General features: G+C 52.7%; 26 protein-coding genes, 1 tRNA gene, 1 rRNA gene, 1 other RNA gene, 1 pseudogene and 1 riboswitch. Of the genes and pseudogenes, 23 read left to right on the top strand and 7 right to left on the bottom strand.

Going from position 1 to position 22,917, the window contains the following annotated elements; translation table 11 throughout:
* The first annotated feature begins 59 nt into the window (after positions 1 to 59).
* From CIP100161_RS03640 to CIP100161_RS03675, 8 genes are all read left to right on the top strand, one after another.
* Positions 60 to 133 (top strand) — tRNA-Met (locus CIP100161_RS03640).
* Between the two features lie 348 nt (positions 134 to 481).
* Positions 482 to 928 carry a hypothetical protein gene (locus CIP100161_RS03645; RefSeq protein WP_232053079.1) on the top strand — a complete coding sequence of 149 codons (447 nt, stop codon included), beginning with the start codon at positions 482 to 484 and terminating at the stop codon, positions 926 to 928.
* Between the two features lie 323 nt (positions 929 to 1,251).
* Positions 1,252 to 2,733 carry a methylmalonyl-CoA carboxytransferase subunit 5S gene (locus CIP100161_RS03650; RefSeq protein ID WP_155871978.1) on the top strand — a complete coding sequence of 494 codons (1,482 nt, stop codon included), beginning with the start codon at positions 1,252 to 1,254 and terminating at the stop codon, positions 2,731 to 2,733.
* A gap of 12 nt (positions 2,734 to 2,745) precedes the next feature.
* Complete coding sequence (locus CIP100161_RS03655; protein WP_155871980.1) at positions 2,746 to 4,302, top strand: acyl-CoA carboxylase subunit beta; 1,557 nt, start codon at positions 2,746 to 2,748, stop codon at positions 4,300 to 4,302.
* Positions 4,303 to 4,315: 13 nt separating this feature from the next.
* Complete coding sequence (locus CIP100161_RS03660) at positions 4,316 to 4,579, top strand: hypothetical protein (RefSeq protein ID WP_003850577.1); 264 nt, start codon at positions 4,316 to 4,318, stop codon at positions 4,577 to 4,579.
* A gap of 24 nt (positions 4,580 to 4,603) precedes the next feature.
* On the top strand, positions 4,604 to 4,972 hold the full coding sequence (locus CIP100161_RS03665; RefSeq protein ID WP_155871982.1) for a biotin/lipoyl-containing protein: 369 nt from the start codon (positions 4,604 to 4,606) through the stop codon (positions 4,970 to 4,972).
* A 201-nt stretch (positions 4,973 to 5,173) separates the two neighbouring features.
* Positions 5,174 to 6,253, top strand: coding sequence for a S1 family peptidase (locus CIP100161_RS03670; protein ID WP_155871984.1), 1,080 nt, complete (start codon positions 5,174 to 5,176; stop codon positions 6,251 to 6,253).
* A 185-nt stretch (positions 6,254 to 6,438) separates the two neighbouring features.
* Complete coding sequence (locus CIP100161_RS03675; protein ID WP_174775771.1) at positions 6,439 to 6,786, top strand: transposase; 348 nt, start codon at positions 6,439 to 6,441, stop codon at positions 6,784 to 6,786.
* A 63-nt stretch (positions 6,787 to 6,849) separates the two neighbouring features.
* Here CIP100161_RS03675 and CIP100161_RS12090 read toward each other — a convergent pair whose 3' ends face one another.
* The gene (locus CIP100161_RS12090) at positions 6,850 to 7,047 is read right to left on the bottom strand and encodes a hypothetical protein (protein ID WP_232053080.1); all 198 of its coding nucleotides are present in this window, start codon (positions 7,045 to 7,047) and stop codon (positions 6,850 to 6,852) included.
* Here CIP100161_RS12090 and CIP100161_RS12525 point away from each other — a divergent pair.
* A complete protein-coding gene (locus CIP100161_RS12525) occupies positions 6,988 to 7,188 on the top strand; it encodes an IS3 family transposase (protein ID WP_408609470.1) in 201 nt (66 codons plus the stop codon). The genes CIP100161_RS12090 and CIP100161_RS12525 overlap by 60 nt on opposite strands.
* A gap of 49 nt (positions 7,189 to 7,237) precedes the next feature.
* Positions 7,238 to 7,399 (top strand): hypothetical protein, encoded by a 162-nt coding sequence (locus tag CIP100161_RS12530; RefSeq protein WP_408609471.1) that lies wholly within the window; start codon positions 7,238 to 7,240, stop codon positions 7,397 to 7,399.
* Between the two features lie 589 nt (positions 7,400 to 7,988).
* Here the strand turns inward: CIP100161_RS12530 and CIP100161_RS03690 are convergent.
* From CIP100161_RS03690 to CIP100161_RS03705, 4 genes are all read right to left on the bottom strand, one after another.
* Positions 7,989 to 8,183 carry a PspC domain-containing protein gene (locus CIP100161_RS03690; RefSeq protein ID WP_155871990.1) on the bottom strand — a complete coding sequence of 65 codons (195 nt, stop codon included), beginning with the start codon at positions 8,181 to 8,183 and terminating at the stop codon, positions 7,989 to 7,991.
* Entirely contained in the window at positions 8,183 to 8,992 is an 810-nt protein-coding gene (locus CIP100161_RS03695) for a hypothetical protein (protein WP_174775772.1), read from the bottom strand. Before CIP100161_RS03695 ends, CIP100161_RS03690 begins: the two co-directional genes overlap by 1 nt.
* 590 nt (positions 8,993 to 9,582) lie before the next feature.
* Positions 9,583 to 10,371 carry a histidinol-phosphatase gene (gene hisN / locus CIP100161_RS03700; protein ID WP_155871992.1) on the bottom strand — a complete coding sequence of 263 codons (789 nt, stop codon included), beginning with the start codon at positions 10,369 to 10,371 and terminating at the stop codon, positions 9,583 to 9,585.
* A 57-nt stretch (positions 10,372 to 10,428) separates the two neighbouring features.
* Positions 10,429 to 11,244, bottom strand: coding sequence for an inositol monophosphatase family protein (locus CIP100161_RS03705; protein ID WP_155874518.1), 816 nt, complete (start codon positions 11,242 to 11,244; stop codon positions 10,429 to 10,431).
* Positions 11,245 to 11,423: 179 nt separating this feature from the next.
* Between CIP100161_RS03705 and prfB the strand changes: the two genes are divergently transcribed.
* Positions 11,424 to 12,533 carry a peptide chain release factor 2 gene (gene prfB / locus CIP100161_RS03710; protein ID WP_155871994.1) on the top strand — a complete coding sequence of 370 codons (1,110 nt, stop codon included), beginning with the start codon at positions 11,424 to 11,426 and terminating at the stop codon, positions 12,531 to 12,533.
* On the opposite strand, the gene CIP100161_RS03715 is transcribed toward prfB, so the two are convergent.
* Positions 12,530 to 14,134, bottom strand: coding sequence for an AbgT family transporter (locus CIP100161_RS03715; RefSeq protein ID WP_155871996.1), 1,605 nt, complete (start codon positions 14,132 to 14,134; stop codon positions 12,530 to 12,532). The genes prfB and CIP100161_RS03715 overlap by 4 nt on opposite strands.
* Positions 14,135 to 14,312: 178 nt before the next feature.
* Here CIP100161_RS03715 and ftsE point away from each other — a divergent pair, with 178 nt between their 5' ends.
* The 4 genes from ftsE (at position 14,313) to ssrA (ending at position 16,992) form a co-directional block, all read left to right on the top strand.
* On the top strand, positions 14,313 to 15,002 hold the full coding sequence (gene ftsE, locus CIP100161_RS03720; protein ID WP_014303094.1) for a cell division ATP-binding protein FtsE: 690 nt from the start codon (positions 14,313 to 14,315) through the stop codon (positions 15,000 to 15,002).
* 16 nt (positions 15,003 to 15,018) lie between these two features.
* Positions 15,019 to 15,921 (top strand): permease-like cell division protein FtsX, encoded by a 903-nt coding sequence (ftsX, locus tag CIP100161_RS03725; RefSeq protein WP_155871998.1) that lies wholly within the window; start codon positions 15,019 to 15,021, stop codon positions 15,919 to 15,921.
* A 104-nt stretch (positions 15,922 to 16,025) separates the two neighbouring features.
* The gene (gene smpB / locus CIP100161_RS03730; protein WP_003850600.1) at positions 16,026 to 16,517 is read left to right on the top strand and encodes an SsrA-binding protein SmpB; all 492 of its coding nucleotides are present in this window, start codon (positions 16,026 to 16,028) and stop codon (positions 16,515 to 16,517) included.
* Between the two features lie 90 nt (positions 16,518 to 16,607).
* Positions 16,608 to 16,992, top strand: a transfer-messenger RNA (tmRNA) gene (gene ssrA / locus CIP100161_RS03735).
* Positions 16,993 to 17,341: 349 nt separating this feature from the next.
* Here ssrA and CIP100161_RS03740 read toward each other — a convergent pair.
* Positions 17,342 to 17,518 (bottom strand): hypothetical protein, encoded by a 177-nt coding sequence (locus tag CIP100161_RS03740; RefSeq protein WP_155872000.1) that lies wholly within the window; start codon positions 17,516 to 17,518, stop codon positions 17,342 to 17,344.
* Positions 17,519 to 17,834: 316 nt separating this feature from the next.
* Positions 17,835 to 18,038: riboswitch (cobalamin riboswitch) on the top strand.
* Positions 18,039 to 18,204: 166 nt separating this feature from the next.
* Here CIP100161_RS03740 and CIP100161_RS03745 point away from each other — a divergent pair.
* The 8 genes and pseudogenes from CIP100161_RS03745 to CIP100161_RS03775 all read left to right on the top strand — a co-directional run bounded on the left by CIP100161_RS03745 (position 18,205) and on the right by CIP100161_RS03775 (position 22,672).
* Positions 18,205 to 18,735, top strand: coding sequence for an energy-coupling factor ABC transporter permease (locus tag CIP100161_RS03745; protein ID WP_332068164.1), 531 nt, complete (start codon positions 18,205 to 18,207; stop codon positions 18,733 to 18,735).
* An 81-nt stretch (positions 18,736 to 18,816) separates the two neighbouring features.
* Entirely contained in the window at positions 18,817 to 19,161 is a 345-nt protein-coding gene (locus tag CIP100161_RS03750) for an energy-coupling factor ABC transporter substrate-binding protein (RefSeq protein ID WP_155872002.1), read from the top strand.
* 12 nt (positions 19,162 to 19,173) lie between these two features.
* Entirely contained in the window at positions 19,174 to 19,476 is a 303-nt protein-coding gene (locus CIP100161_RS12345) for a CbiQ family ECF transporter T component (protein WP_155872004.1), read from the top strand.
* 11 nt (positions 19,477 to 19,487) lie between these two features.
* On the top strand, positions 19,488 to 19,631 hold the full coding sequence (locus tag CIP100161_RS12350; protein WP_269472954.1) for a CbiQ family ECF transporter T component: 144 nt from the start codon (positions 19,488 to 19,490) through the stop codon (positions 19,629 to 19,631).
* Between the two features lie 64 nt (positions 19,632 to 19,695).
* A complete protein-coding gene (locus tag CIP100161_RS12105) occupies positions 19,696 to 19,902 on the top strand; it encodes a hypothetical protein (protein WP_232053082.1) in 207 nt (68 codons plus the stop codon).
* Between the two features lie 46 nt (positions 19,903 to 19,948).
* Positions 19,949 to 20,293, top strand: a pseudogene (locus CIP100161_RS03765) (ATP-binding cassette domain-containing protein); the annotation flags it as partial.
* Between the two features lie 9 nt (positions 20,294 to 20,302).
* Positions 20,303 to 20,500 carry an ATP-binding cassette domain-containing protein gene (locus CIP100161_RS03770; RefSeq protein ID WP_155872010.1) on the top strand — a complete coding sequence of 66 codons (198 nt, stop codon included), beginning with the start codon at positions 20,303 to 20,305 and terminating at the stop codon, positions 20,498 to 20,500.
* A 650-nt stretch (positions 20,501 to 21,150) separates the two neighbouring features.
* Positions 21,151 to 22,672: ribosomal RNA gene (locus CIP100161_RS03775) — 16S ribosomal RNA — on the top strand.
* Positions 22,673 to 22,917 lie beyond the last annotated feature (245 nt).

The following is a 22,917-nucleotide window of genomic DNA, read 5'->3' on the forward strand; positions in this document are numbered from 1 at the left end:
GTAAAGTTACATCCCGTTGCAGAGAACAGTAATAAAAAGAAATTGTTCTTCGCTTCCGTCGCGGGGTGGAGCAGCTCGGTAGCTCGCTGGGCTCATAACCCAGAGGTCGTAGGTTCAAATCCTGCCCCCGCTACTATTAAGACCCTCGGTTTTCTTATGTGAACCGAGGGTCTTCTTGTGTTTTCTGTCTCTTAGTTTTGGCGTAGGTATGTTTTGGGTGGCAGGCGCATCGATCCTTGCTGGTGGTGCACTTGCCACTTCTTTGGCACAGGCAACAACGCATTCGCCAGAACGGCATTCGCACGAATGGTGTCATAAGACCTTTGGTGAGGAGCAACACGATCTTTGCAAGTATTACAACTGGGCTAAGGATGCCGCCCATCGCGTAAGAAGCGAAAAAGACACTCAATATTAGGGGAACTCTTTTGATCCAGCATGTCCAGTAATCGCTCGGATTAGTTTGAACCTCATTACTTCCTACTTGAGCGCTGTGCATGCTGAGTTTCCGGGCGGGCAACCACCTGCGTATTGGAAACATTATTTTGATTTAGTGGTAGCTGATTGTGGTTCGCCGAGTGCGGCGCTTACTGCATACAACGCTCATCTCACGGTTGATTTAGCTCAGGCCGTTAAAGATAGTGGAGCGATGTGGGCGGATTTTGGCGCCTATCAAGGTGTGGATAGTGTCATTGCTGCACAGTCGGATGCAATTATTAAAGCAACCAATGATGCATATGGTGTCGATCTTGGTGTGCTGCTGCATGGGATTGCTGTGAATATCCCAGTTCACGACCTTCGTAGGGACGCGATAGTAGCGGGGGACCAGGTGTATTCCGCACAAGCGTTTAGGTTGGGGGATCGATTTGCGGCAGCCAAGTGCTCTGGCGCATGCGAAGGATGCGATGGAGGCTCAGCGGAATGCTATTGACGCTGAGCTTTCGCGTAACGATGTGCTTCGTGTTTGCGCTGGAACCTCGAAGATACCGGTTTCTCGAGGGTGATTGTTCTCGTTCATTTTTGGCGAGAAACAAGGCAATTATGTGTGTTCGTTCGGCGTTTACGTAGGTAGTGAAAAAACTCATATCTATGACTAAAAGTGACAATTTCGAGGTTTGTCCAGCGGGAAACACGTTATGACCACTTAAAACAAAAAGTGGACATGGTCATATGTTTGGGTTTGGTTGGTTTTGTGATCTTTTCCTAGTGTTTTCAACGTGCGTTACAGGACAAAAATGCCTAAATTTGTGAGTTATGAGCCCGAGAAAAATTGGAGTGACCGAAGTCGCTCTGCGCGACGCACATCAGAGCTTGTTTGCAACCCGCATGGCAATGGAAGACATGGTTGCCTCATGCGAGGACATTGACAACGCAGGCTTTTGGAGTGTGGAGTGCTGGGGCGGCGCAACGTACGACGCCTGCATCCGATTCCTCAATGAAGATCCATGGGAGCGCTTGCGCACCTTCCGCAAGTTGATGCCTAATTCGAAGCTACAGATGCTGCTTCGTGGCCAGAATCTTCTGGGATACCGCCACTACGAGGACACTGTGGTGGATAAGTTTGTGGAGAAGTCCAAAGAAAACGGCATGGACGTATTCCGTGTCTTTGACGCTTTGAACGATCCACGCAACATGGAACGCGCTATGCAAGCGGTGAAGAAAGTGGGCGGCCATGCCCAAGGTACAATCTGCTACACCGTGTCGCCACTGCACACTGTAGAGGGATACATTGAGCAAGCAGGTCGTTTGCTCGACATGGGTGCTGATTCCATCGCTTTGAAAGACATGGCTGCACTCTTGAAGCCACAGCCTGCCTATGATGTCATCCGCGGCATCAAGGAGACATACGGCGAAGACGCCCAGATTAACGTCCACTGCCACTCGACTACTGGTGTTACCTTGGTGACCTTGATGAAGGCCATTGAGGCTGGTGCCGATGTCGTCGACACCGCAATTTCTTCCTTGTCGCTCGGCCCAGGCCACAACCCCACCGAGTCTCTTGTAGAAATGCTTGAGGGTACTGAGTACACCACGGATCTCGATATTGATCGTTTGATCAAGATTCGTGACCACTTCAAGGCAATTCGTCCGAAGTACAAAGAGTTCGAGTCGAAGACCTTGGTGGACACCAACATCTTCCTTTCGCAGATCCCTGGCGGCATGCTCTCCAACATGGAAAGCCAGCTCACGGCTCAAGGTGCGGGCGACCGTATCGACGAAGTGATGCGCGAAGTGCCAATCGTTCGTAAAGACGCTGGTTACCCACCACTCGTGACGCCTTCTTCGCAGATCGTCGGCACGCAGGCCGTGTTCAACGTCCTCATGGGCCGTTACAAGATCATGACCGCAGAGTTCGCAGACTTGATGCTGGGTTACTACGGCGAGTGCATCGGTGAGCGCAACGCCGAATTGGTTGAGCAAGCAAAGGCTCAAACCAAGAAGGAACAGATCACTGTTCGTCCTGCAGATCTTCTCGAGCCAGAGTGGGATCACCTTGTCGAAGAAGCATCCAAACTGGAAGGCTTTGATGGCACCGATGAGGACGTGCTTACCAACGCACTGTTCCCAGGTGTTGCACCAGGGTTTTTTAAGACCCGCCCAGAGGGGCCAAAGAACGTGGGCAAGGATCCATCGAAGATCAAGACCCGCGATAATCAGGCGGTCTTGGAACCAATCACCTACAAGGTCACCGTGGGCGGTCGCAGCCAGACCGTCAAGGTTGAGCCAGCTGAATAAGGAGTTTGACTAATGGCTAAAGAATTGTCGATGGCCGAGCGCCTCGAAAAGCTGGCAGCTGCTAAGGCCGAGGTAAGCCTTGGTGGTGGCCAAGCCAAGATTGATAAGCAACACGAGAAGGGCAAGCTTACTGCTCGCGAGCGTATCGACGCGCTTGTCGACGGCGGCACCTTCTTCGAGACTGGCATGTTTGCTAAGCACCGCACCACCCACTTTGGCATGGACAAGGCAAATGCCCCAGCAGATGGCGTTGTCACAGGTTCCGGCGCTGTGTTTGGTCGCCCAGTCCACATCGCTTCTCAGGACTTCACCGTCATGGGTGGTTCTGCAGGTGAGACGCAGTCCAACAAGGTGGCTGCAATGATGGAGGCTTCGGCCACCACTGGTACACCGTTCATCTTCATCAACGACTCCGGCGGAGCTCGTGTGCAGGAAGGTATCGACTCCCTGTCCGGTTACGGCAAGGTGTTCTACCAAAACGTGCTGCTATCGGGGCTGGTACCGCAGATCTCGATCATTGCTGGCCCTTGCGCCGGCGGTGCAGCATACTCGCCAGCGCTGACTGACTTCATCATCCAGACCCGCAAGGCCAACATGTTTATCACTGGCCCAGGCGTGATCAAGTCCGTCACCGGTGAAGAGGTCACCGCGGACGCTCTTGGTGGTGCAGACGCACACATGACCAAGGCCGGCAACATCCACTTCATCGCTGACGACGACGAGCAAGCAGTGCTGATTGCTCAGAAGTTGCTGAGCTTCCTACCTCAGAACAACACTGAGGAACCACCAGTGGTGGATCCTGATCCAGTTGTTGAGCCTGATCCAGAGTTGCGTGACATCGTTCCTGTGGAAGGCAAGAAGGGCTACGACGTTCGCGACATCATCAGCCGCGTTGTCGACCGCGGCGACTTCCTCGAGGTTCAAGCAGGCTACGCTCCAAACATCGTGGTCGGTTTCGCACGTATCGTCGGTCGTACCGTCGGTATCATTGCTAACCAGCCAAACGTCATGTCGGGTGTCCTAGACATCAACTCGTCTGACAAGGGTAGCCAGTTCATCCGCTTCTGCAACGCCTTCAACATCCCACTCGTTACCTTCGTGGACGTTCCAGGCTTCATGCCAGGTGTTGCTCAAGAGCACGGCGGTATCATTCGCCACGGTGCGAAGATGCTCTACGCATACTCCGCAGCATCTGTACCAAAGGTCACCATCGAGCTGCGTAAGTCCTACGGCGGCGCTCACTTGGCCATGTGCTCCAAGGACCTCGGTGCAGACCGCGTCTTTGCATGGCCTACTGCTGAGATCGCAGTGATGGGTGCAGAAGGCGCCGTCAATGTGGTCTTCCGTAAGGAAATTGAGGCTGCCGAAGACAAGGAAGCAAAGCGCGAAGAGCTTATCCAGCTCTACAAGGATACGTTCTCTACACCATTTATGGCCGCATCTCGTGGCTTGGTGGACGACATCATCGACCCAGCAGACACTCGCCTGCACATCGCCAATGCACTTGAGGTTCTGACCAACAAGCGCGTTACCCGCCCTGCTAAGAAGCACGGCTTGGGACCAGTGTAAGGAAGCGTCAGTCATGAGCGATTTAAACAACGAGCAACTGCTTCAACTAGTCAACGAGTTAAGCGCGCGTCTCGATTCCGCAGAATCAGAGATCAAAGAGTTGCGTAAGCGCTCTGATGCGTCCATCCCAGAAGACGTCATCATTGCAATTTCTGCAGCAGTCTCCGCATTCTTGGGTAACCGAGGCAAGATCAAGGCCGTGAAGTACTCGCGTCACCGCACGTGGGCCGCTCAGGGTCGTCAGAGCGTCCAGCATCATATTCCGGGCACGCTGTAAGCAGCCGAGGATAGAAGGTAAATCATGAAACTTAACGTGACAGTCAACGGCATCGCTTACTCCGTCGAAGTCGAAGTCGAGGAAGAAAAGCGCCAGATTGCGCCAATCTACTTCGGCGGCGGCTCCGGTGGCGGTGCCACCCACTCCGAACCAGCTACTGCCAGCGTGTCCGGTGTGAGCGCTAACGCAGTGGTCGCACCTCTTGCGGGTTCAGTATTCAAGATCTTGGTCGAAGAAGGCGAAGAGATTGAAGCCGGTCAGGTTCTGCTGATCTTGGAGGCCATGAAGATGGAAACTGAGATCACCGCTCCAAATGCTGGCAAGGTCGACAGCATCCGTGTCGAGGTCGGCGAGTCCGTCCAAGGCGGCCAAGCGTTGGTCACCATCGACTAATCAAACTAGGTGTGCACCACACCTGTGTGACACGTGCGCGCTGTGCAAAACTCCCTGTTTTTCAGGGACTTGCACAGCGCGTTTGCGCATTTAGGGGAGGGGTATTCAGGGCACTTAAGTTTTCACTCCACACGTGGTTATATAGGGGAGATCGCCGTTGTTATTCACTCCCACAATCCACGTGAAGGTCCATTAAATCTTATGCGCCACCTTTGTTTTTCGCGCCTGTGCCGTCCACTATTATTCGCCGCTGCAACCACCGGTGCTGCGTTTTTTGCAGGCCCTCTTGCTTACGCTGATGAGGTCCAACCAGTAGCACAGCCACAGCCTGTGCCAACGCTCACTCAGACTGTCACCTCAATGGTTAACAGTTGGGGTATTCCGGCACCTGCAATCGATCCGCAGATTGCGGCGGCCGTCGATACGCTTGCCCAACAAGTCCAAGCATTCGTGGCCCCTGGCATGCCCTATGCAGATCCTCATGTGGCTGCACCGGTCCCTGAGCACCACGAGCCGGTGCAACGCCCAGTTGATGGCCCCAACTATCACTGGACGAATGACCCTGTTTCGCAGGTTATGGCTCAAAAAACTGGGCCTGTGCTGCACCGAGTTCAGGGTAGTTGGTTTAGTGCGCCAGACATCCCAGAAGAATCATTGCAGGCGCAAGCTCAGGGGGTATCTCTGTATGGCCCTGGCACCCCGATCTACGTGGGCAAAGACCGCCTATGCACAGTGGGTGCTTCTGGCTACGATGCAGAGGGGCGGAAAATCGCTATTACGGCAGGACACTGCGGAAAAATAGGAGATGCGGTCAGCTCCGCTGATTCGTGGCAGGTAGGCCCAAGCGGCACTGTAGTGGCTAAAGGCTCCAACTTGGACTATGCAGTCGTAGAGCTTGGATCTAATGCTCAAGTCACCCAAAAATACAACAACATCCGCGTTAATTCAGTCGGTGGTCCCATGCCTGTCACAGGCAATACAGCCTGCAAACAGGGCGTTGCTACTGGGTTTAGTTGTGGATTGGTATGGAATCACGACCACCGCACTACGGCTTCCCAAGTTTGCGCTATGCAGGGAGATTCCGGTGCGCCAATGTTGGTAGGCGACCGTGTAGTGGGCATTATCAACGGTGGCATGATTCCCAATGTGAACTACCCATGCACCACCCCATGGCAGGGGCCGTTCTTTGTGCCCACTATCAGCACCAATATGGATGCAATTGTGTCCGACCTCAATGCTAAGAAATCAGTCGGCCATGGTTTCCGGCTCGCTCACTCCTAAAGAAAGCCGAGCAAAACGGGGAGGTGTTGCTATTTAGTTAGTCAGGTCCGTGGGTGGAGTTTTTAGGGGCGACCGTGGTGCTTGACTTTGTTTGATTAACGGCACGCTGAGGGGCTGACTGGGGTTTACCCAGTTGGTTTTTGTATCTGTGGTTTTATGCTGCTGCGATTGAAGTGTCCTAGGTTTTGTTCCGTTTAAGTAGATGGGAAAATCTTCGAACATACCAAGAAAAATTTGATCAGGATGCCAAAGACCGTGTGGTCCGCCTAGTTGAGGATCGCATCCTGGCAGAAGGTATTTCCATGCAGGAAGCGTGCAAGATCGTGGCACCCAAACTAGGCGTTTCCTGGCACACCGCCCGGCAATGGCCCCAGCAGGCACGTCGCGAAGGTACTGCTCCCGAACGCATGCCTGAGGACCTCGCTGTTGAAAATGTCAGGCTGCGCCGAGAAAACCAGGAACTACGCGACACCAATGAGTTACTGAAAGCCGCCTCGGCTTTTTTCGTATCCGAACCAGACCCCAAACGTTAAGAAATGATCCAGTTCATCGATAAATACCGGGATCGTTTCAGTGTCGAGTTCATCTGCCAGGCGTTAAACACCCACCGTGAAGGCGGTTTTCTTAGCTTGCGTGGTTACCGCCAATCCAAAGCCCGTGGCCTGAGTGCTCGCAGTCTTCGTGACGCTACCCTGGTAGAGCACATTGGCGAGGTTCACGCCGCGAATTACGGTGTGTACGGCATCCGCAAGATGTGGCACGTCCTTCGCCGCGAGGGAATCGACATGGGACATGAGCAGACTGCCCGCCTCATGCGCCTTGCAGGAGTTACTGGCAAAGGGCAAAGGTGGTGCTCCGGTTACGACCCGCAAACCCACAGGCCCGGATACACGTCCAGACTTGGTGGGCCGCGAGTTCAAAGCCCTAAGCCCTAACCGGTTGTGGGTGACTGACATTACCTATGTGCGCACCAGGAAAGGTTTCGTGTACACCGCTTTTGTTACCGACGTGTTCTCGAGGAAGATCGTTGGATGGGTGTTGTCGGATTTGATGCGGACCGAGGCGTTGCCGTTGCAGGCACTCAATCAGGTGATCGTGTGTGCGAAGCAAACGACGGGTTTGATTCATCATTCCGACCACGGCTGACAGTATGTGAGTATTGTCTACAATAAGCGCTTGGTTGAGCACGGTATCGTAGCGTCTACTGGGATGGTGGGTGATTGCTATGACAATGCTTTGGCTGTGAACGTCAACGGCTCCTCACAAGAATGAAAATCATCCATACCCGCACATGGAACGATGTGGTCGACGTGGAAATAGCCACGTTCGCGTGGGTGAATTGGTGGAACCGAATCACGACTGCACCAGAGCCTCGGCTACCATACGCCGGCTGAAGTGGAAACCGAGTTTTGGGAACACCACCCAAGTCACGACATAGTAAAACACAAGGCAAATGCCTAGGAACAAAACCCGAGGCACTTCAGGGATGGGGGAATGGAGTAGAGATAATCTGCCCTGTTTTGGGGGATGTGATGAATCCTTGGGGTCTTCTGGTGGAACTGCTTAGAACGTAATGGGGATGAGCCGTTTGTTGCGGATGTCGTGGCGTTGGCGGACATGGTCAAGCTCACGCGCCAACAAGAGGTCGAGCGTAGGCTTTTTAGTGGCTCTCAGCGCAAGCGCAAGAAGAAGCGGAAACGATAGTAACGAAAGTGGGTTTCCGTATCTTTAGCTGCTACTTATCGCTTTTTGGGTAGATGAGCCATTGCAGTAGGTAGACGGCAACCATGGGAACTCCGCAGAGCGTAGCGATTACGTAAATAATCCTGACGGTATTTGCAGAGGTTTCATATACTTCAGCTATCCCGGCACAGACCCCTGCTATGCATTTATTTTTTTGAGATCGGTGCCATTTATTTTGCGGGAACATTATGCGCAACTGTACTCAAATGTTGAGATACCGCCGTTGTGGCTTAGTACGTTTGTGCTCACAACGATCCCAAGACACTTTCCGTTACGGTGTGCTCGAACTGCGTCGTACCCCAGCTTTCCTGCCGCTGCCAGGACTGCCAATCCCACAGGTCCTGTAGCGTCGAGTACGGTCATCCAGGGGAAGGCAGCAATTGCACCGGCACCCCCTGCTGCTCCAGTTGCTTGCGTTTCTTTCTTGTTTAACTTGATGGTGGTTTTCTCCCATCCCCAATCGATCTGCGGATCTGCAGTGACCGGGAAAGCCGTGTCAGAGTTGTGCTCAACAATCTGCACGAGGGTTCCATTCTCAATATGAAGGGAGGTCTGGAGGGGAGCGCCATTAGCGTCGATAGCCCAAGGGGCGGCGATCGTTGCGATCAAGCTTCCGTTTAGGAAAACTCCCATAGCGTCTTCGCTTCCTTCGCTAAAGGGGATGACTTCAGCTCCTTGCGGGAGGCTGAGCGGGAAGCGGTACTCGGTAGGTGCCTCTGAATTCTCGATATGGATAAGTGTCTGCATTCCGTTTTCGAGTTGGTTCGTTTCGAAGGTGTAGTCTTTCGTGGCGCGCTTAGAGCGTCCTGCTGGCTCTTGGATGGAGGGCACTTCCCAGCCAATGCTGTATTGATTGCCATCTGGTGACAGTCCAGTCGTGGGTACGTATTCTTTCGCAGACACGTGAGGTGCACTGATGACGAACATCATTGCAGTAGAGATCGCAGCGATGATGGCGATTATCCAGCGGCTGGAAAATCTATTTATTTGTGGCATCGATATCTCTTTACGTGGCGTTGGGGACGGTTGGCCCGGTCGATGGAACGATCTGGCCAAGGATTTCCCTGGTCACAGTGGTTTCCGGAGGTGAGCGCCTTAAATAAAAGGTGCCTTGCGTCACAGGCTACCGTAGTTGAACTTCTCTGTTGAGAGTTTTTGCAAACTTTTCTAAATTAAGCGCTGACTTGGCGTGGTCTGCCCCGTTTGCGGTTGTCTACTTCGGGGTGTTGCTATTTAGTTAGTCAGGTCCGTGGGAGGAGTTTTCAGGGGTGATCGCGGTGTTTGACTTTGTTTGATTAACGGCACGCTGAGGGGCTGACTGGGGTTTACCCAGTCGGTTTTTGTATCTGGGGCTTTATGCTGCTGTGGTGATCTCCGGTGCGGTTTTGTGGTGGGGCTTTTCGTTGCGTGTTATGGCGTATAAGACTTGGAGCTGTCTGCAGGATAAGACGACGACGGTGGTGTTGTGTCTTTTGTTTTCTTTTCGCTTTTGTTTGTGGGATTGCTGTGAAGGTTCGTGGAATCTGATCGGTGCAGAAGACGATGGGGCTTTCTGGTGGAACTACTCAGAACGTAATGGGGAGTCGCTATCGCGATGAGGTCAGCATTGTGCGGACTTCATCGTGGAGCAGCCCATTGGTAGCAAGTGCGTTGCCGCCATGTGGTCCTGGGGTTCCATTGAGGGCACTAAACACCCCACCGGCTTCTTCGACCAAGATAGCAAGCGGAGCTAGATCCCACAGGGATACTTCTGGTTCAGCAGCGATATCGACTGCGCCTTCTGCAACGAGGCAGTAGGAGAAAAAGTCGCCAAAACCACGCAAACGCCAAGTGTCGTCGGAAAGCGTGACAAAGTTGTCCAACAGACCGCGTTTTTTCCAGCCATCGAGAGAAGAGAACGAAACGGAGGCGTCGCTGAGCTGGGCTACATTGCTGACATTGAGGCGACGTGACTGCTGGGATGGGTTGCTGCGCCACGCGCCTTCGCCTTGAGCCGCCCACCAACGGTGTGCAATGGCTGGTGCGGATACCACGCCCACGACTGGGTGACCGTCGACAAGCAATGCGATGAGCGTTGCCCACACGGGCACTCCGCGAACGTAGTTCTTTGTGCCGTCGATGGGGTCGATGATCCACTGTCGGCCGGTGAACTCGGCGGTGCCACCAAATTCTTCGCCGAGGATTGCGTCCTCGGGGAAGCGCTGCGCGATAAGACCGCGAAGCTTACGTTCGGTGGCGATATCGGCATCGCTGACCGGCGTCATATCTGGTTTAGAGGAAACCCGCAGATCAGAGGATGCAAATCGTGCCAAGGTGATGGCGTCTGCGGCATCTGCGAGCTGGAGAGCAAACTCAAGATCGTCGTGGTAACTCATGCGTGATACATGCTCCTAGAAATAGCCGGAAAACTGAAGAGAGATGTAAGGAAAGTTCTAGCGAGACAAAATCGCTGCGACTTCATCGACTGCTTGTGGGTTGGAAGCAATTGACCACGTCACGCCACCTGATTCTACCTTGATACACTTTCCGCCTGCGCCTTCAACAAGTGCGCGACCAGGCAACCAATCCCATTCCTTTACCGAGTGCTGTACGTAGGCTCCAATAATGCCATCGGCAACGTTGGCCAGTTCCACGGAACCGGATCCCATCATTCGCCAGCTCAAAAAGGCTTGGGCAATGGTGAGCCAGCGGGTGACGATCTCTGGCTGCTGAAGATACGGCGGGTTGAGATAGGTAGCAAAGTTGATTAGCTCGGTGGATTTATTTTCCAGCTTTGTAACTGGTTGCCCGTCGCGGGTTGTGGCGATCTCTGGGCCGCCGAACCAAGTGTATCCCATGGCGGGGCGGTGGACTGCTCCGAAAATGACGCGGGTGGGGTCTTCCGGCTCACCTTCGATCAGGGCGAGCGCGGAGCACCAAAAATCTGATCCATTAACAAAGTTGTAGGTGCCGTCGACTGGGTCGATCACCCACGTGCGCCCTGAGGTGCTATCACGCGTAGCGCCTTCTTCGCCGACAATTCCGTCTTCGGGGCGCAGGGTCGTAAGTACTCCGGAAACGAATTCTTCCGCGGCGCGGTCGGCGTCGGTTACCACGTCTGATAGGGATGTTTTGTAGTCCGTGTGGACACCTTGTTCACGCATACGCCATGCTAGTCGGCCAGCGTTGTACACCAACGCCTGCGCTAGGTGCTCATCTGAATCGTTAACGTGAGCGATGATGAACGTTTTAGTAATGGTGGCAATCATCTCCGAGAGGGAAGCTGTCGCTGCTGATTGCGTGCGTGAGTCGGATGAATTCTCCATGTGGTCTATTGTGCATGGCTCTTAGGACTGGAGCCAACATTTCCTCACGGGGGTCTGCCCACTTGAGGGGGAGATCAGGCCAGTAGCAAGCACGGCGGGCAGACACGCTAGAATTATCGCTTATGCGACCGGAAACTCAATCTGCTGTAACTCAACTCGACTCGACTTTGACGACCATCGAAAAAGTGATGAATCCCGAGGAGTTGGAGTCGCGTGTTCGCGAGTTGGAACAGCAAGCCTCCGATCCTACGCTGTGGGACGATCCTGATACCGCGCAAAAAGTGACCACGGAGCTGTCTTCGGTTCAAGCCAAGCTGAAAAAGCTCATCACGTTGCGCCAGCGTATCGACGACCTCCCCGTGATGTACGAGCTCGCCGACGAGGAGGGCGAGGATGCCTTAGCGCTTGCCGACGAAGAACTCGCCGAGCTGACCGCTGACGTTGAAGCCTTAGAAGTAAAGACTATGTTGTCTGGCGAGTACGATTCCCGTGAGGCAGTGATCAATATCCGTTCTGGCGCCGGTGGCGTGGATGCCGCTGACTGGGCGGAAATGCTCATGCGTATGTACACCCGCTGGGCTGAGAAAAACGACCACAAAGTGGATATTTATGACATTTCTTATGCCGAAGAAGCAGGCATTAAGTCTGCAACATTCGTAGTTCATGGTGAGTACATGTACGGACAATTATCGGTCGAACAGGGTGCTCACCGCTTGGTGCGCATTAGTCCTTTTGATAACCAGGGGCGTCGCCAGACCTCTTTTGCTGAGATCGAGGTTCTCCCCGTTGTTGAACAAACAGACCACATCGATATCCCTGATTCCGAAGTGCGTGTCGACGTCTACCGCTCCTCGGGCCCAGGTGGACAGTCCGTGAACACCACAGACTCTGCCGTGCGCCTCACTCACATCCCAACGGGCATCGTCGTGACGTGTCAGAATGAGAAGTCCCAGATTCAGAACAAGGCATCAGCCATGCGCGTTCTGCAGGCGAAACTTTTGGAGCGTAAGCGCCAAGAAGAACGTGCCGAACTTGATGCGCTCGGCGCAGGCGGTAACGCCTCATGGGGCAACCAAATGCGCTCCTATGTGCTGCACCCATACCAAATGGTGAAAGATCTACGAACGAATTACGAGGTCAATGACCCCCAGAAGGTTCTCGACGGCGACATCGATGGCCTCCTAGAGGCAGGTATTCGCTGGCGTATGGCAGAGCAGCAAGCCGAAAACTAACCTTGTTGGAAGTGCATAGGGGTTCCAGGCCCCAGCGGAATCCCTAGTGCGTACCACACGATAAAGAAGACAAACCAGCCAACAATCATCGCGATGGAATACGGCAATGCAAGCGACACTAAGGTGCCCACACCTGCTGGTTTGTAGTAGCGCTGCAAGAATGTCAACGCGAGTGCAAAATAAGGGCTCATCGGAGTGATGATGTTAGTGGGAGAATCACCAATCCTAAACAGCATCTGCGTGACTTCAGGGGATATGCCTACATACATCATCATCGGCACAATCACAGGTGCCATTAATGCCCATTGCGCAGAGCCCGATGTGATCGTGAGATTAAGAATCGCCACAGCAAGCACTACGGCAGCAAATAAAACATAGACCGGCAGATCCCAACGTTGTAACAGCTCGGCGCCTTTAATCGCAGTCCAAATGCCCAAATTGGACCATTGGAACCAAGCGAGGAATTGGGCAACCATAAAGAACAACACGACCATGGGAATTAAAGTGGTCAAACCCTTGACCATAAATGTCGGAATGTCCCCTAGAGACGTGATGCTTTTTATCGTGATCCCATAAACAACACCAAGGCCTAAAAACATCAAGGAGATTGGAACAGTAACAGCCTTGACGAGGGGACTCGACATCGCTGATTCCTCAGAATAAAACGGCGAGGCAGGCACAAACAGCAGTGCAAAATATACGGCTAACATGCCGATAAAGGCCACACCTGCAATTGTTAGTGCACGGATTTCACCTGAATGCAGTGCTATTTCTTCGGCTAGTTCCTCATCGGTTTTCGTACCGGGATCTGGATGGTCGTCGTCGCGAAAGCTTAATTCCGAGTGATCGATGTGGTCGTGATCGACAAGCTGGCGTGCCTTGTTTTTAACGAACAGTTCTGTCACTGCGGTGATAATCAACGCAAGGACGAGGGCGGAAGCGACAACAAAGAAGTAGTTGGCAAGGGGCGAAACGTGATATTCCGGATCAACCAGTTGCGCTGCGGAGGTAGAAATTCCGCCAAGGAGAACATCTGTGATGTTGAGAATCAAGCTGGCATTAAACCCCGCTGACGAGGCGGCAAAGGCGACCATGGCGCCCACGATGGGGGAGCGGCCGAGGGCACGGAAGCTCATGGCACCAAGCGGAATGAGGATCACATAGACAGCATCGGAGGCAATTGAGCCTGTAACACCTGCCAGTGCGACAACGTATGTCAGGGTCTTCGGGCCGACTTTGGCTACCATGGCACGTACTAGTGCGCTGATAAAGCCGGAGTGTTCGGCCACGGAAACGCCCAACATGACGGTAATGATGACGCCTAATGGTGGGAAGGCAACAAAGTTGTGTACTGCTTCGCTCACCATTTTGGTGGCACCTTCTTTGGTCAGCAGGTTGGTTACTTCTACTGTCGATCCGTCTTGAGGGTTAACGGCAGTCATGCCGATGGTCGATCCCATCCAGCTGCTTATTGCCACAGTGATGGCGAGGAAGACGAATATCCAAAAGGGGTCTGGTAGGCGGTTGCCTAGCTGTTCTATTCGCCCAAGAAAGCCAGAAGGGGCAGTTTTGTGGGGCGGTGTGGTCGTGGTCGTGCTCATTTCTGGGCTCCGATCGTCGGCAACAATGATGCCCGCCAGTGTACCGGCGATGATGTGACGATGGTCATAGGCTTTGCTATGCGGGGGTGTTTCCCCGGAGTCGATGACAGAGCAGTGTGAATGTAAAAATTGTGACTGTTGTTTCCATTGGTGGGGATGTTAGCTAAGGTGGACGTTTGTGATCACGTTCGACAATGTCACCAAGCTCTATAAGACCTCGACCCGACCAGCGCTCAACAACATTTCGCTCACCATTAATAAGGGCGAATTTGTTTTCCTCATTGGGCCTTCCGGTTCCGGGAAGTCCACATTTCTGCAGCTGATGATCCGAGAGGAGAATCTAACCAGCGGCGACCTGTACTTGTCGGATTTCCATGTGAATAAACTTCGCGGCCGACAAATTAACAAGCTGCGTCAAAATATCGGCTACGTCTTCCAAGACTTCCGATTGCTCCAACAAAAAAATGTTTATGACAACGTAGCGTTCGCGCTCGAGGTCATCGGTACACGGAAGGCGCGCATCGACAAGCTCGTCCCAGAAACCCTTGAGCTCGTGGGCCTTTCTGGCAAAGCCAACCGTATGCCGCATGAGCTTTCCGGTGGCGAACAGCAGCGAGTAGCTATCGCGCGCGCGTTTGTTAACCGACCGCTTCTTTTGCTTGCTGACGAGCCCACCGGCAACCTTGATCCCGAAACTTCCGACGGCATCATGGTGTTGCTCAACCAGATCAATAAGACCGGAACGACAGTAGTTATGTCGACACACAATGCACGAGCGGTGAACGACATGCGTCGACGCGTGATCGAGCTCAATTTGGGCACGCTCGTGCGTGACGACGCCCACGGCGTCTACGGCGAGGCACAGTAGGAGGAGAGTGCACACGATGAAACTTGGATTTGTATTCCGTGAAGCGTTCCGAGGCCTCGGCCGAAACATCACGATGACCATTGCGTTGATCATTACCACCGCGATTTCGCTCGCGCTGCTGGCAACCGGCTTTTTGGTTACCAACATGACCAAAGAAACGAAAGATATTTACCTTGACCGTGTGGAGGTCATGGTTCAGCTCAACGAGGACATCTCCGCTAATGACAAGGATTGTTCAAGTCAAGCGTGCCGTGACGTGCGAGATAAGCTCGATGGTGCCGAGGGTATCGAGACAGTAACCTATCGTTCCCGTCAACAGTCTTATGACCGTTTCGTTGAAGTTTTCAAAGACACCGACCCCCAGCTGGTCGCAGAAACTTCACCAGACGCGCTTCCCGCGGCACTCCACGTTCGTCTCGAAGACCCCCTAGACACAAAGCCTCTTGACCAGGTTCGCGACATGGAGCAGGTAGACACCATCGTCGACCAAGTCGATGACCTTCGCGGTGCTACTGACAATCTCGACGCGATTAGAAACTCCACCTTCATTTTCGCTGCTATCCAAGCGATTGCCGCCATCTTCCTGATCGTTAACATGGTCCAGATCGCCGCATTTAATCGTCGTGAAGAAATCTCCATCATGCGCATGGTGGGTGCTTCCCGCTGGTACACCCAAGCTCCCTTTGTGATCGAAGCAATGGTGGCAGCGCTGTTCGGTGCAATCTTGTCTGGCTTTGCGCTTTTCGGTGGCAAAGTGTGGGTGGTTGATAAGACCCTCAAAGGTCTTTATGATTCGCAGCTCATCGCACGAGTAAGCAATGCCGATATTTGGGCAGTGGCTCCTGTCGTTGCAGTCATTGGCATTATCTTTGCGGCTATCACTGCTCAGGCAACATTACGGTGGTACGTGCGTAAGTAACCACTGCATTCTTGTACGCGCTGCACATCCCCAAGAAAACCACGTATCTTTACCGTGGAATTTCTTGGGGATGTGGTGTATTTACGGGTACTATCGAGGCCACTATGGCAAAGAAGAAAAAGGCGAAGAATAGCAATCCAGTTATTGCTTCTAACCGCAAAGCGCGGCATGACTACAAGATTTTGGACACCTTCGAGTGCGGAATCGTGCTGCTGGGAACCGAGATCAAGTCGATCCGCGAGGGCAAAGTATCCCTCACCGACTCCTTTGCCACTATCGATGAAGGCGAAGCCTGGATCCGTAATCTCAATATCCCGATCTATTCCCGCGGATCGTGGACCAACCACTCACCAATGCGCACCCGAAAACTTCTTCTGCACCGACGCGAAATTGATTCGCTCATGGGCAAGGTGCGTGACGGAAATAAAACTCTGGTTCCATTGTCCTTGTACTTCAAGGAAGGGCGACTCAAAGTGGAGCTTGGACTGGCACAGGGTAAACAAGACTACGACAAGCGCCAAGACATCAAGCGTCGCACCGAAGAACGCGAAGTGGTTCGCGATCTGGGGCGTCGTGTCAAGGGAATCCACGCTTAGAAGCAGGGGTTGAAAAGCTCACTCCAGCCAGCTAACATTGCGGTTCTACAGTTATTCGTTGTACGGCGACCCAACTGTAGAAGCACCAACGGGGCTGATTTTGGTTTCGACTGCGTGCATTAAGCTAGGGGAAGCGTGCCGGTGCAGGCTAGAGACCACCGATTTTAAGCGTCGTAGCAAATATATAAGCGCAGAGAACACTCAGCGCGACTACGCCCTCGCTGCCTAATTTGCAGCGACCTGCGTGTCTGTCAGCCTAGATTCGTCTCTGGTTTAGTGTCTGGCATCGATTAAGAGACTTGCTGGTTTGTTGTGTCAACGGGGCAAACTGGGACTTTCACCGATGACTGGGCTCATCATCCGGGTGTGTTCGTCCAAGCCGGAGAGCCGAGTAGAGATCCACGCGCGAACTGCGCACGGAGAAGCCCTAGCGAGGTGACGTAGGACCCGGGTTCAATTCCCGGCAGCTCCACCAAGTGCCCCCAGTTAGACATAGTTCTAGCTGGGGGTTTTCTTGAATTTTAGGCTCCTAACTGCGGCTTCGGTGGTGAACAGTAGGGTGAATAATACTGCCATGGGTCGCAGTCTTATCCCTCAAAACCGCCAAGATATCCCTCATTTGTTCCCTGTAACTCAGGTTCAATCATCATGGACTCGACGTGATTATTGGTAGGGATCATTGGCGAGATAGTGTTCGGCAGTGTTTGTGTTCATGCAATCGTTCCACCTTCAGCGTAGGGGACTGTGCTCGGATCACGCATTGCCTTTTCTACTGGAATTGCAGCGTCGGTTCCGCCACACTGGAACCCTGCTCCTGGCTTGGTTCAGATTAGGCTGGCCTGTTGAGCAGGGCTATCGGAAGTCGTATCTTGAGGCGTGGGGTCAACAATATTTTCTGGTGGTAGCTGTTCTGGGTCGCGTTTTTTAAAGACGACGTTATGCTGCTCGGTTGCATCGGAGCAGATGTAGAAACGGATGTAGTTTTTACGTCGCCGATTCATCTACAGCTGTATCGCCAATTCCACATCCGGTTAGTAGCGGTGTTGTTGTGCTTAACACTGCGATAGTTGTTTGTTTGTGCAATATTTTCATCACTAAACACCCAGTACGTCGATAGTCGCCATTTATTGATTCAGATGATTAAATAAAGCAGATAGAGGAGGCGTCGAAAAGCTCTTTGTCTGAGACGTTTATGCTGATTAGGGTAGCTTTTCCTTCTGATGTTCAACGCCCCAATTGTGTGTATTAAGACGGCTAATTTTTCCGATTTTGTGGAAATATGAGTGTTTTTCTGCATTAAGTGCCCGAAACAACAACTTAAGCATTAGCATTTTCAGTATCGCAGTGATCGAGAATGTCGGTGAGATCCCGACAACGGACCTCGCCACTGTATTTGGCTGCTGTAGTTGCACATGCCCTGATCGGTTTCGCCGGGAATCCACTGTCGCCTCGTGCGATGGGAAGGGGTGGCGCGTTGTAATGGCCGTGAGTCAGAAGACCGGCTGAGATTGCTATTCGTAGACGCCTGCGAGGAGCCGCGTGTGGTCTCCTAAGGAATTCTCATGCATATTGCCGAGGTTTCTCCCCGTTTCGCATGCTATTGGTTGGTCAGTTGTGGCAGCACCTTTTGTTATGCATGGTGCTTTGCAAGTAAATAAGCAGAATTAAAGAGAAACCAGAAACTGGATTGCTCCTAGGTGCTGCTGGAGCATTTACATTCGTCCTAAGTGCACTGAAGATTCCTTCAGTTACGGGTTCTTCCTCGCATCCCACTGGTACGGGCTTAGGTGCGGTGCTGTTCAAGTCACCGGTGATGGTATTTATCGGCAGTATCGTTTTGCTCTTCCAAGCTATTCTGCTTGCCCACGGTGGAATCACCACCCTAGGTGCCAATATCACGTCGATGACGATCGTGGGTCCATGGGTGGGCTACAGCGTATGGAAATTAGCGCGCAAGCTAGGCGCGGGGCTGGAAGTCGGCATTTTCTTGGCGGTTTTCACTGCGGATTTGTCTACATATGTTGTGACCGCGCTGCAACTTGCACTTGCACACCACGTAGATAGCGTCGGCAGTGCAGCTACCTCCCCCTTAGTTCTGTATGCGCCTACACAGGCGCCTTTGGCTGTCGTCGAGGCAATCGTGACCGTGCTTTATTGTTCGTTCGTTGAAGTCTATTGCTGCCAAGGAACTATTCAGCCTTGGCGTTGCAGATGCTGATGAACTCGGGATTGAGCAATCTCCATCGGTTGCGGCGCCAGCTAAACCACAGGTCAAGGCATAGGAAGTAGGGGAATTGCCGTGAAAAAGAACAACAAAGCCGTGACCATTTCTTTGATCGTAGCGGCGATTACCATTGCTGCGTTTCCAATGTTTTTCAACTTGGGTGATCCGAATGCTGAGGAAGCATTTGATGGTACGTACGCCGGTGCGGAATCAATCGTGGCTGAGCATAACCCTGATTATGAGCCGTGGTTCTCTCCGCTTGTAGGCGAGCTGCCTGGTGAGGCCGAATCTGGCCTTTTTGCTCTTCAAGCTGCACTCGGAGCTGGTCTTTTGGGATATGCGCTTGGTTTCTACCGCGGTCGTAAAGGTGATGCCGCTGTTCAGGATCAAGCGGCTGATCACATCACTACGCAAGCGTAACCTCAGCTATGAATCCTCTGGAGCGGGGCTGCTGCGAAAAGCCCGTGGGCGCAGGTTAATGTCGGAGAAAAACTTCTGCTTCTTTTGGACCTTATTTTCGAGGTACTCACGTTGCCACCACAGTGGGGGACTCCTGTGGTGGTTGCGGTAATTGTCATTTTGGTCATTGCGGCTCGCATTCTGCTTCATTTATATTTCGCTTGCGTTTCGGCACCTGCAGCGTTTATTACGTTAGGCGTTATTCCGTTGATGTTTACTGTCGGTGCACATGGAACTCGTTTCATAGCGAAGGTGCAGCCGCAGCAGTTGTGGTGATGTAAAGAAGCATCGTTGCGACGGCCGTAATGATGGCGTTTACCCTGATCACTCCCATCTCGGAATTATTAGCGTGGATGGGTAAACGTGGACTGCCAGAAGGCCTGACTTATGTGATTGCACTGATGTACCGAATGATCACCACGTTGATGTAAACTTCGCGCACTATGTGGAAGGCCCAAGCTATGCGCTTAGGACATTCCAGCCGTAAGCGTTGGATTGCATCGCAGGGGGGGGGCGTCGTTATTCGTAATTTCTTTGGACCGTGCGCGCAGGCTGGGCGAAGGCTTAGAGCTTCGTGCAAATCCCAGTGCTATGGCCATGACGGTTCCCGATCAACCAGTGCATTTACCTCGTTGTCTAGCGATTGTCGGCATTTTGATTGTCGTAGCAGAAGTCGGTCTTATTCCCGTTGTTATGTCCTAATAGTAGGTAGAAGGTGACAGCACTACTTGGATGAAACGGAGCGGGCAAATCGACGCTTTTTCGACTACTTTCCGCATCGTGGAAGCTGAGCGTCGGAATTCTCACTCTCGACGGTAAACCGTATAGCTATGCTCGCGGAGGTCGAGACACCATACGACGAAACGTTCACCTCGTGTTACAGGAACCCGACGACCAAATTTTCGCTACTTCGGTTCGCGCTGAAGTTTCTTATAGGCCGATCAACCTTGGTCTTAGCCCCGATGAGGTCGAATTGCGTGTCCAAAAAGTCATGGCAGCCACTAGCATTGCGCACTTGGCGGAAAGGGTGCCGCACCATTTGACCTTCGGTCAGCGGAAACGGGTAGTACTGGCAGGCGCATTGGCTATGTGACCTCGCATTTTGCTTCTCGACGAACCCTTCGCGGGGCTTGATCCCGTAGGTACTGCAGAAGTAGTGGCTGTGATTAATCAGCTTCGGGATGAGGGCATTGCGGTTGTGGTGTGCGCCCACGACGTTGATCTTGCCTACCAAGTCGCCCAAAAGTTGCGATTATTGTTGAAGGCACCGCCGAGGTTGGTGAGCCAGCCGCTATGTTGATGAATCGCGATTTGAAGGCTCGCGCCCACCTCAACAGTCCATGGGCGCCGTTGGTATCGCAAATTGCTTGACTGAAACTCGCTACTTAATCCCGTAGATAGCTTGTCTACCTGCGGGTTTGTGTGTTTGTATGAACGTGTGTAACTTATAGCGAGTCGCCGACGCTGAGAGGTTGTTCGGATAAGACAAAATTTTTAGAAATAGTGTTGATTCTGTTTGACTTTATGTTCATCAGGGTTTAACGTTTCATTCACCGCAAAGTTCTGATCGTCATTGTGATGGTGGTTGGTGTTGTGTGTGCGTGTTGTTTGAGAACTCAATAGTGTGCCAATGTACTTTTGATTCCCATCCTTGATTGATCTTGGGTGGGGGTTGGATTGTAAGAAAAGATACATGCAATGATAACAGGCATGATGTGTCATACGGCCGGCAAGTGTGCCATGGCTTGTAAATAACATTTGTGGTTGTTGTGAATTGTTGTATTGGTGGTCATTGTTATTTTTTCCCCGTCAAGGGATGGTGACCATGTTTGATAGAGCAAATCATTATTTTTTTATTTTGCCAGTTGCAAACAATTGTTGTTTGTGGTGGTTTTTAGCCAGTTGGTTGGGCTTGTTCCAGCTTGAAGGTTGGTCTTTTGACTGATTTTTTTTATGGAGAGTTTGATCCTGGCTCAGGACGAACGCTGGCGGCGTGCTTAACACATGCAAGTCGAACGGAAAGGCCTCAGCTTGCTGGGGTACTCGAGTGGCGAACGGGTGAGTAACACGTGGGTGATCTGCCTCGTACTTCGGGATAAGCCTGGGAAACTGGGTCTAATACTGGATAGGACCATGCTTTAGTGTGTGTGGTGGAAAGTTTTTTCGGTACGAGATGAGCCCGCGGCCTATCAGCTTGTTGGTGGGGTAATGGCCTACCAAGGCGTCGACGGGTAGCCGGCCTGAGAGGGTGGACGGCCACATTGGGACTGAGATACGGCCCAGACTCCTACGGGAGGCAGCAGTGGGGAATATTGCACAATGGGCGCAAGCCTGATGCAGCGACGCCGCGTGGGGGATGACGGCCTTCGGGTTGTAAACCTCTTTCGCTAGGGACGAAGCTTTTTGTGACGGTACCTAGATAAGAAGCACCGGCTAACTACGTGCCAGCAGCCGCGGTAATACGTAGGGTGCGAGCGTTGTCCGGAATTACTGGGCGTAAAGAGCTCGTAGGTGGTTTGTCGCGTCGTCTGTGAAATTCCGGGGCTTAACTTCGGGCGTGCAGGCGATACGGGCATAACTTGAGTGCTGTAGGGGAGACTGGAATTCCTGGTGTAGCGGTGGAATGCGCAGATATCAGGAGGAACACCGATGGCGAAGGCAGGTCTCTGGGCAGTAACTGACGCTGAGGAGCGAAAGCATGGGGAGCGAACAGGATTAGATACCCTGGTAGTCCATGCCGTAAACGGTGGGCGCTAGGTGTAGGGGTCTTCCACGACTTCTGTGCCGTAGCTAACGCATTAAGCGCCCCGCCTGGGGAGTACGGCCGCAAGGCTAAAACTCAAAGGAATTGACGGGGGCCCGCACAAGCGGCGGAGCATGTGGATTAATTCGATGCAACGCGAAGAACCTTACCTGGGCTTGACATATGCAGGATCGGCGTAGAGATACGTTTTCCCTTGTGGTCTGTATACAGGTGGTGCATGGTTGTCGTCAGCTCGTGTCGTGAGATGTTGGGTTAAGTCCCGCAACGAGCGCAACCCTTGTCTTATGTTGCCAGCACGTGATGGTGGGGACTCATGAGAGACTGCCGGGGTTAACTCGGAGGAAGGTGGGGATGACGTCAAATCATCATGCCCCTTATGTCCAGGGCTTCACACATGCTACAATGGTCGGTACAACGCGCTGCGAGCCTGTGAGGGTGAGCGAATCGCTGAAAGCCGGCCTCAGTTCGGATTGGGGTCTGCAACTCGACCCCATGAAGTCGGAGTCGCTAGTAATCGCAGATCAGCAACGCTGCGGTGAATACGTTCCCGGGCCTTGTACACACCGCCCGTCACGTCATGAAAGTTGGTAACACCCGAAGCCAGTGGCCTAACCTTTGTGGGAGGAGCTGTCGAAGGTGGGATCGGCGATTGGGACGAAGTCGTAACAAGGTAGCCGTACCGGAAGGTGCGGCTGGATCACCTCCTTTCTAAGGAGTTTTTATTGTTGGGTGACAGTTGTTACCTGTTTTTGTTTTTTATCCGGGTGGATGCGTGTGACCTGTGATGGTTTTTCTGCACTGTGTGGTGTGGGGTGTCATGGTTGTTGTGTGTGTTGTGTTGTTGTGTGTTTTTCTTAAGGTTTGTGTGTTGGTGCGCTGTTGGGTGTCTGGGACAACGTGGTTGTTCTGGTTGATCACTCACGTGGTTTCGTGTGGTGTGGCTGGTTGTGTGC

Origin of the sequence: Corynebacterium rouxii (assembly GCF_902702935.1) — a bacterium.
In the GTDB taxonomy this organism is placed as follows: Bacteria; Actinomycetota; Actinomycetes; order Mycobacteriales; family Mycobacteriaceae; genus Corynebacterium; species Corynebacterium rouxii.

Coding starts and splice junctions, on each gene's coding strand:
- CIP100161_RS03665 (WP_155871982.1), top strand. CDS start 4,604: ATGAAACTTAACGTGACAGTCAACGGCATCGCTTACTCCGTCGAAGTC.
- CIP100161_RS03695 (WP_174775772.1), bottom strand. CDS start 8,992: ATGCCACAAATAAATAGATTTTCCAGCCGCTGGATAATCGCCATCATC.
- ftsX (WP_155871998.1), top strand. CDS start 15,019: ATGAAACTTGGATTTGTATTCCGTGAAGCGTTCCGAGGCCTCGGCCGA.
- CIP100161_RS03655 (WP_155871980.1), top strand. CDS start 2,746: ATGGCTAAAGAATTGTCGATGGCCGAGCGCCTCGAAAAGCTGGCAGCT.
- smpB (WP_003850600.1), top strand. CDS start 16,026: ATGGCAAAGAAGAAAAAGGCGAAGAATAGCAATCCAGTTATTGCTTCT.
- CIP100161_RS03650 (WP_155871978.1), top strand. CDS start 1,252: ATGAGCCCGAGAAAAATTGGAGTGACCGAAGTCGCTCTGCGCGACGCA.
- CIP100161_RS03660 (WP_003850577.1), top strand. CDS start 4,316: ATGAGCGATTTAAACAACGAGCAACTGCTTCAACTAGTCAACGAGTTA.
- CIP100161_RS03670 (WP_155871984.1), top strand. CDS start 5,174: ATGCGCCACCTTTGTTTTTCGCGCCTGTGCCGTCCACTATTATTCGCC.
- CIP100161_RS03690 (WP_155871990.1), bottom strand. CDS start 8,183: ATGTTCCCGCAAAATAAATGGCACCGATCTCAAAAAAATAAATGCATA.
- prfB (WP_155871994.1), top strand. CDS start 11,424: ATGCGACCGGAAACTCAATCTGCTGTAACTCAACTCGACTCGACTTTG.
- hisN (WP_155871992.1), bottom strand. CDS start 10,371: ATGAGTTACCACGACGATCTTGAGTTTGCTCTCCAGCTCGCAGATGCC.
- CIP100161_RS03740 (WP_155872000.1), bottom strand. CDS start 17,518: ATGAATCGGCGACGTAAAAACTACATCCGTTTCTACATCTGCTCCGAT.
- CIP100161_RS03715 (WP_155871996.1), bottom strand. CDS start 14,134: ATGAGCACGACCACGACCACACCGCCCCACAAAACTGCCCCTTCTGGC.
- CIP100161_RS03705 (WP_155874518.1), bottom strand. CDS start 11,244: ATGATTGCCACCATTACTAAAACGTTCATCATCGCTCACGTTAACGAT.
- CIP100161_RS12090 (WP_232053080.1), bottom strand. CDS start 7,047: ATGTCCCATGTCGATTCCCTCGCGGCGAAGGACGTGCCACATCTTGCG.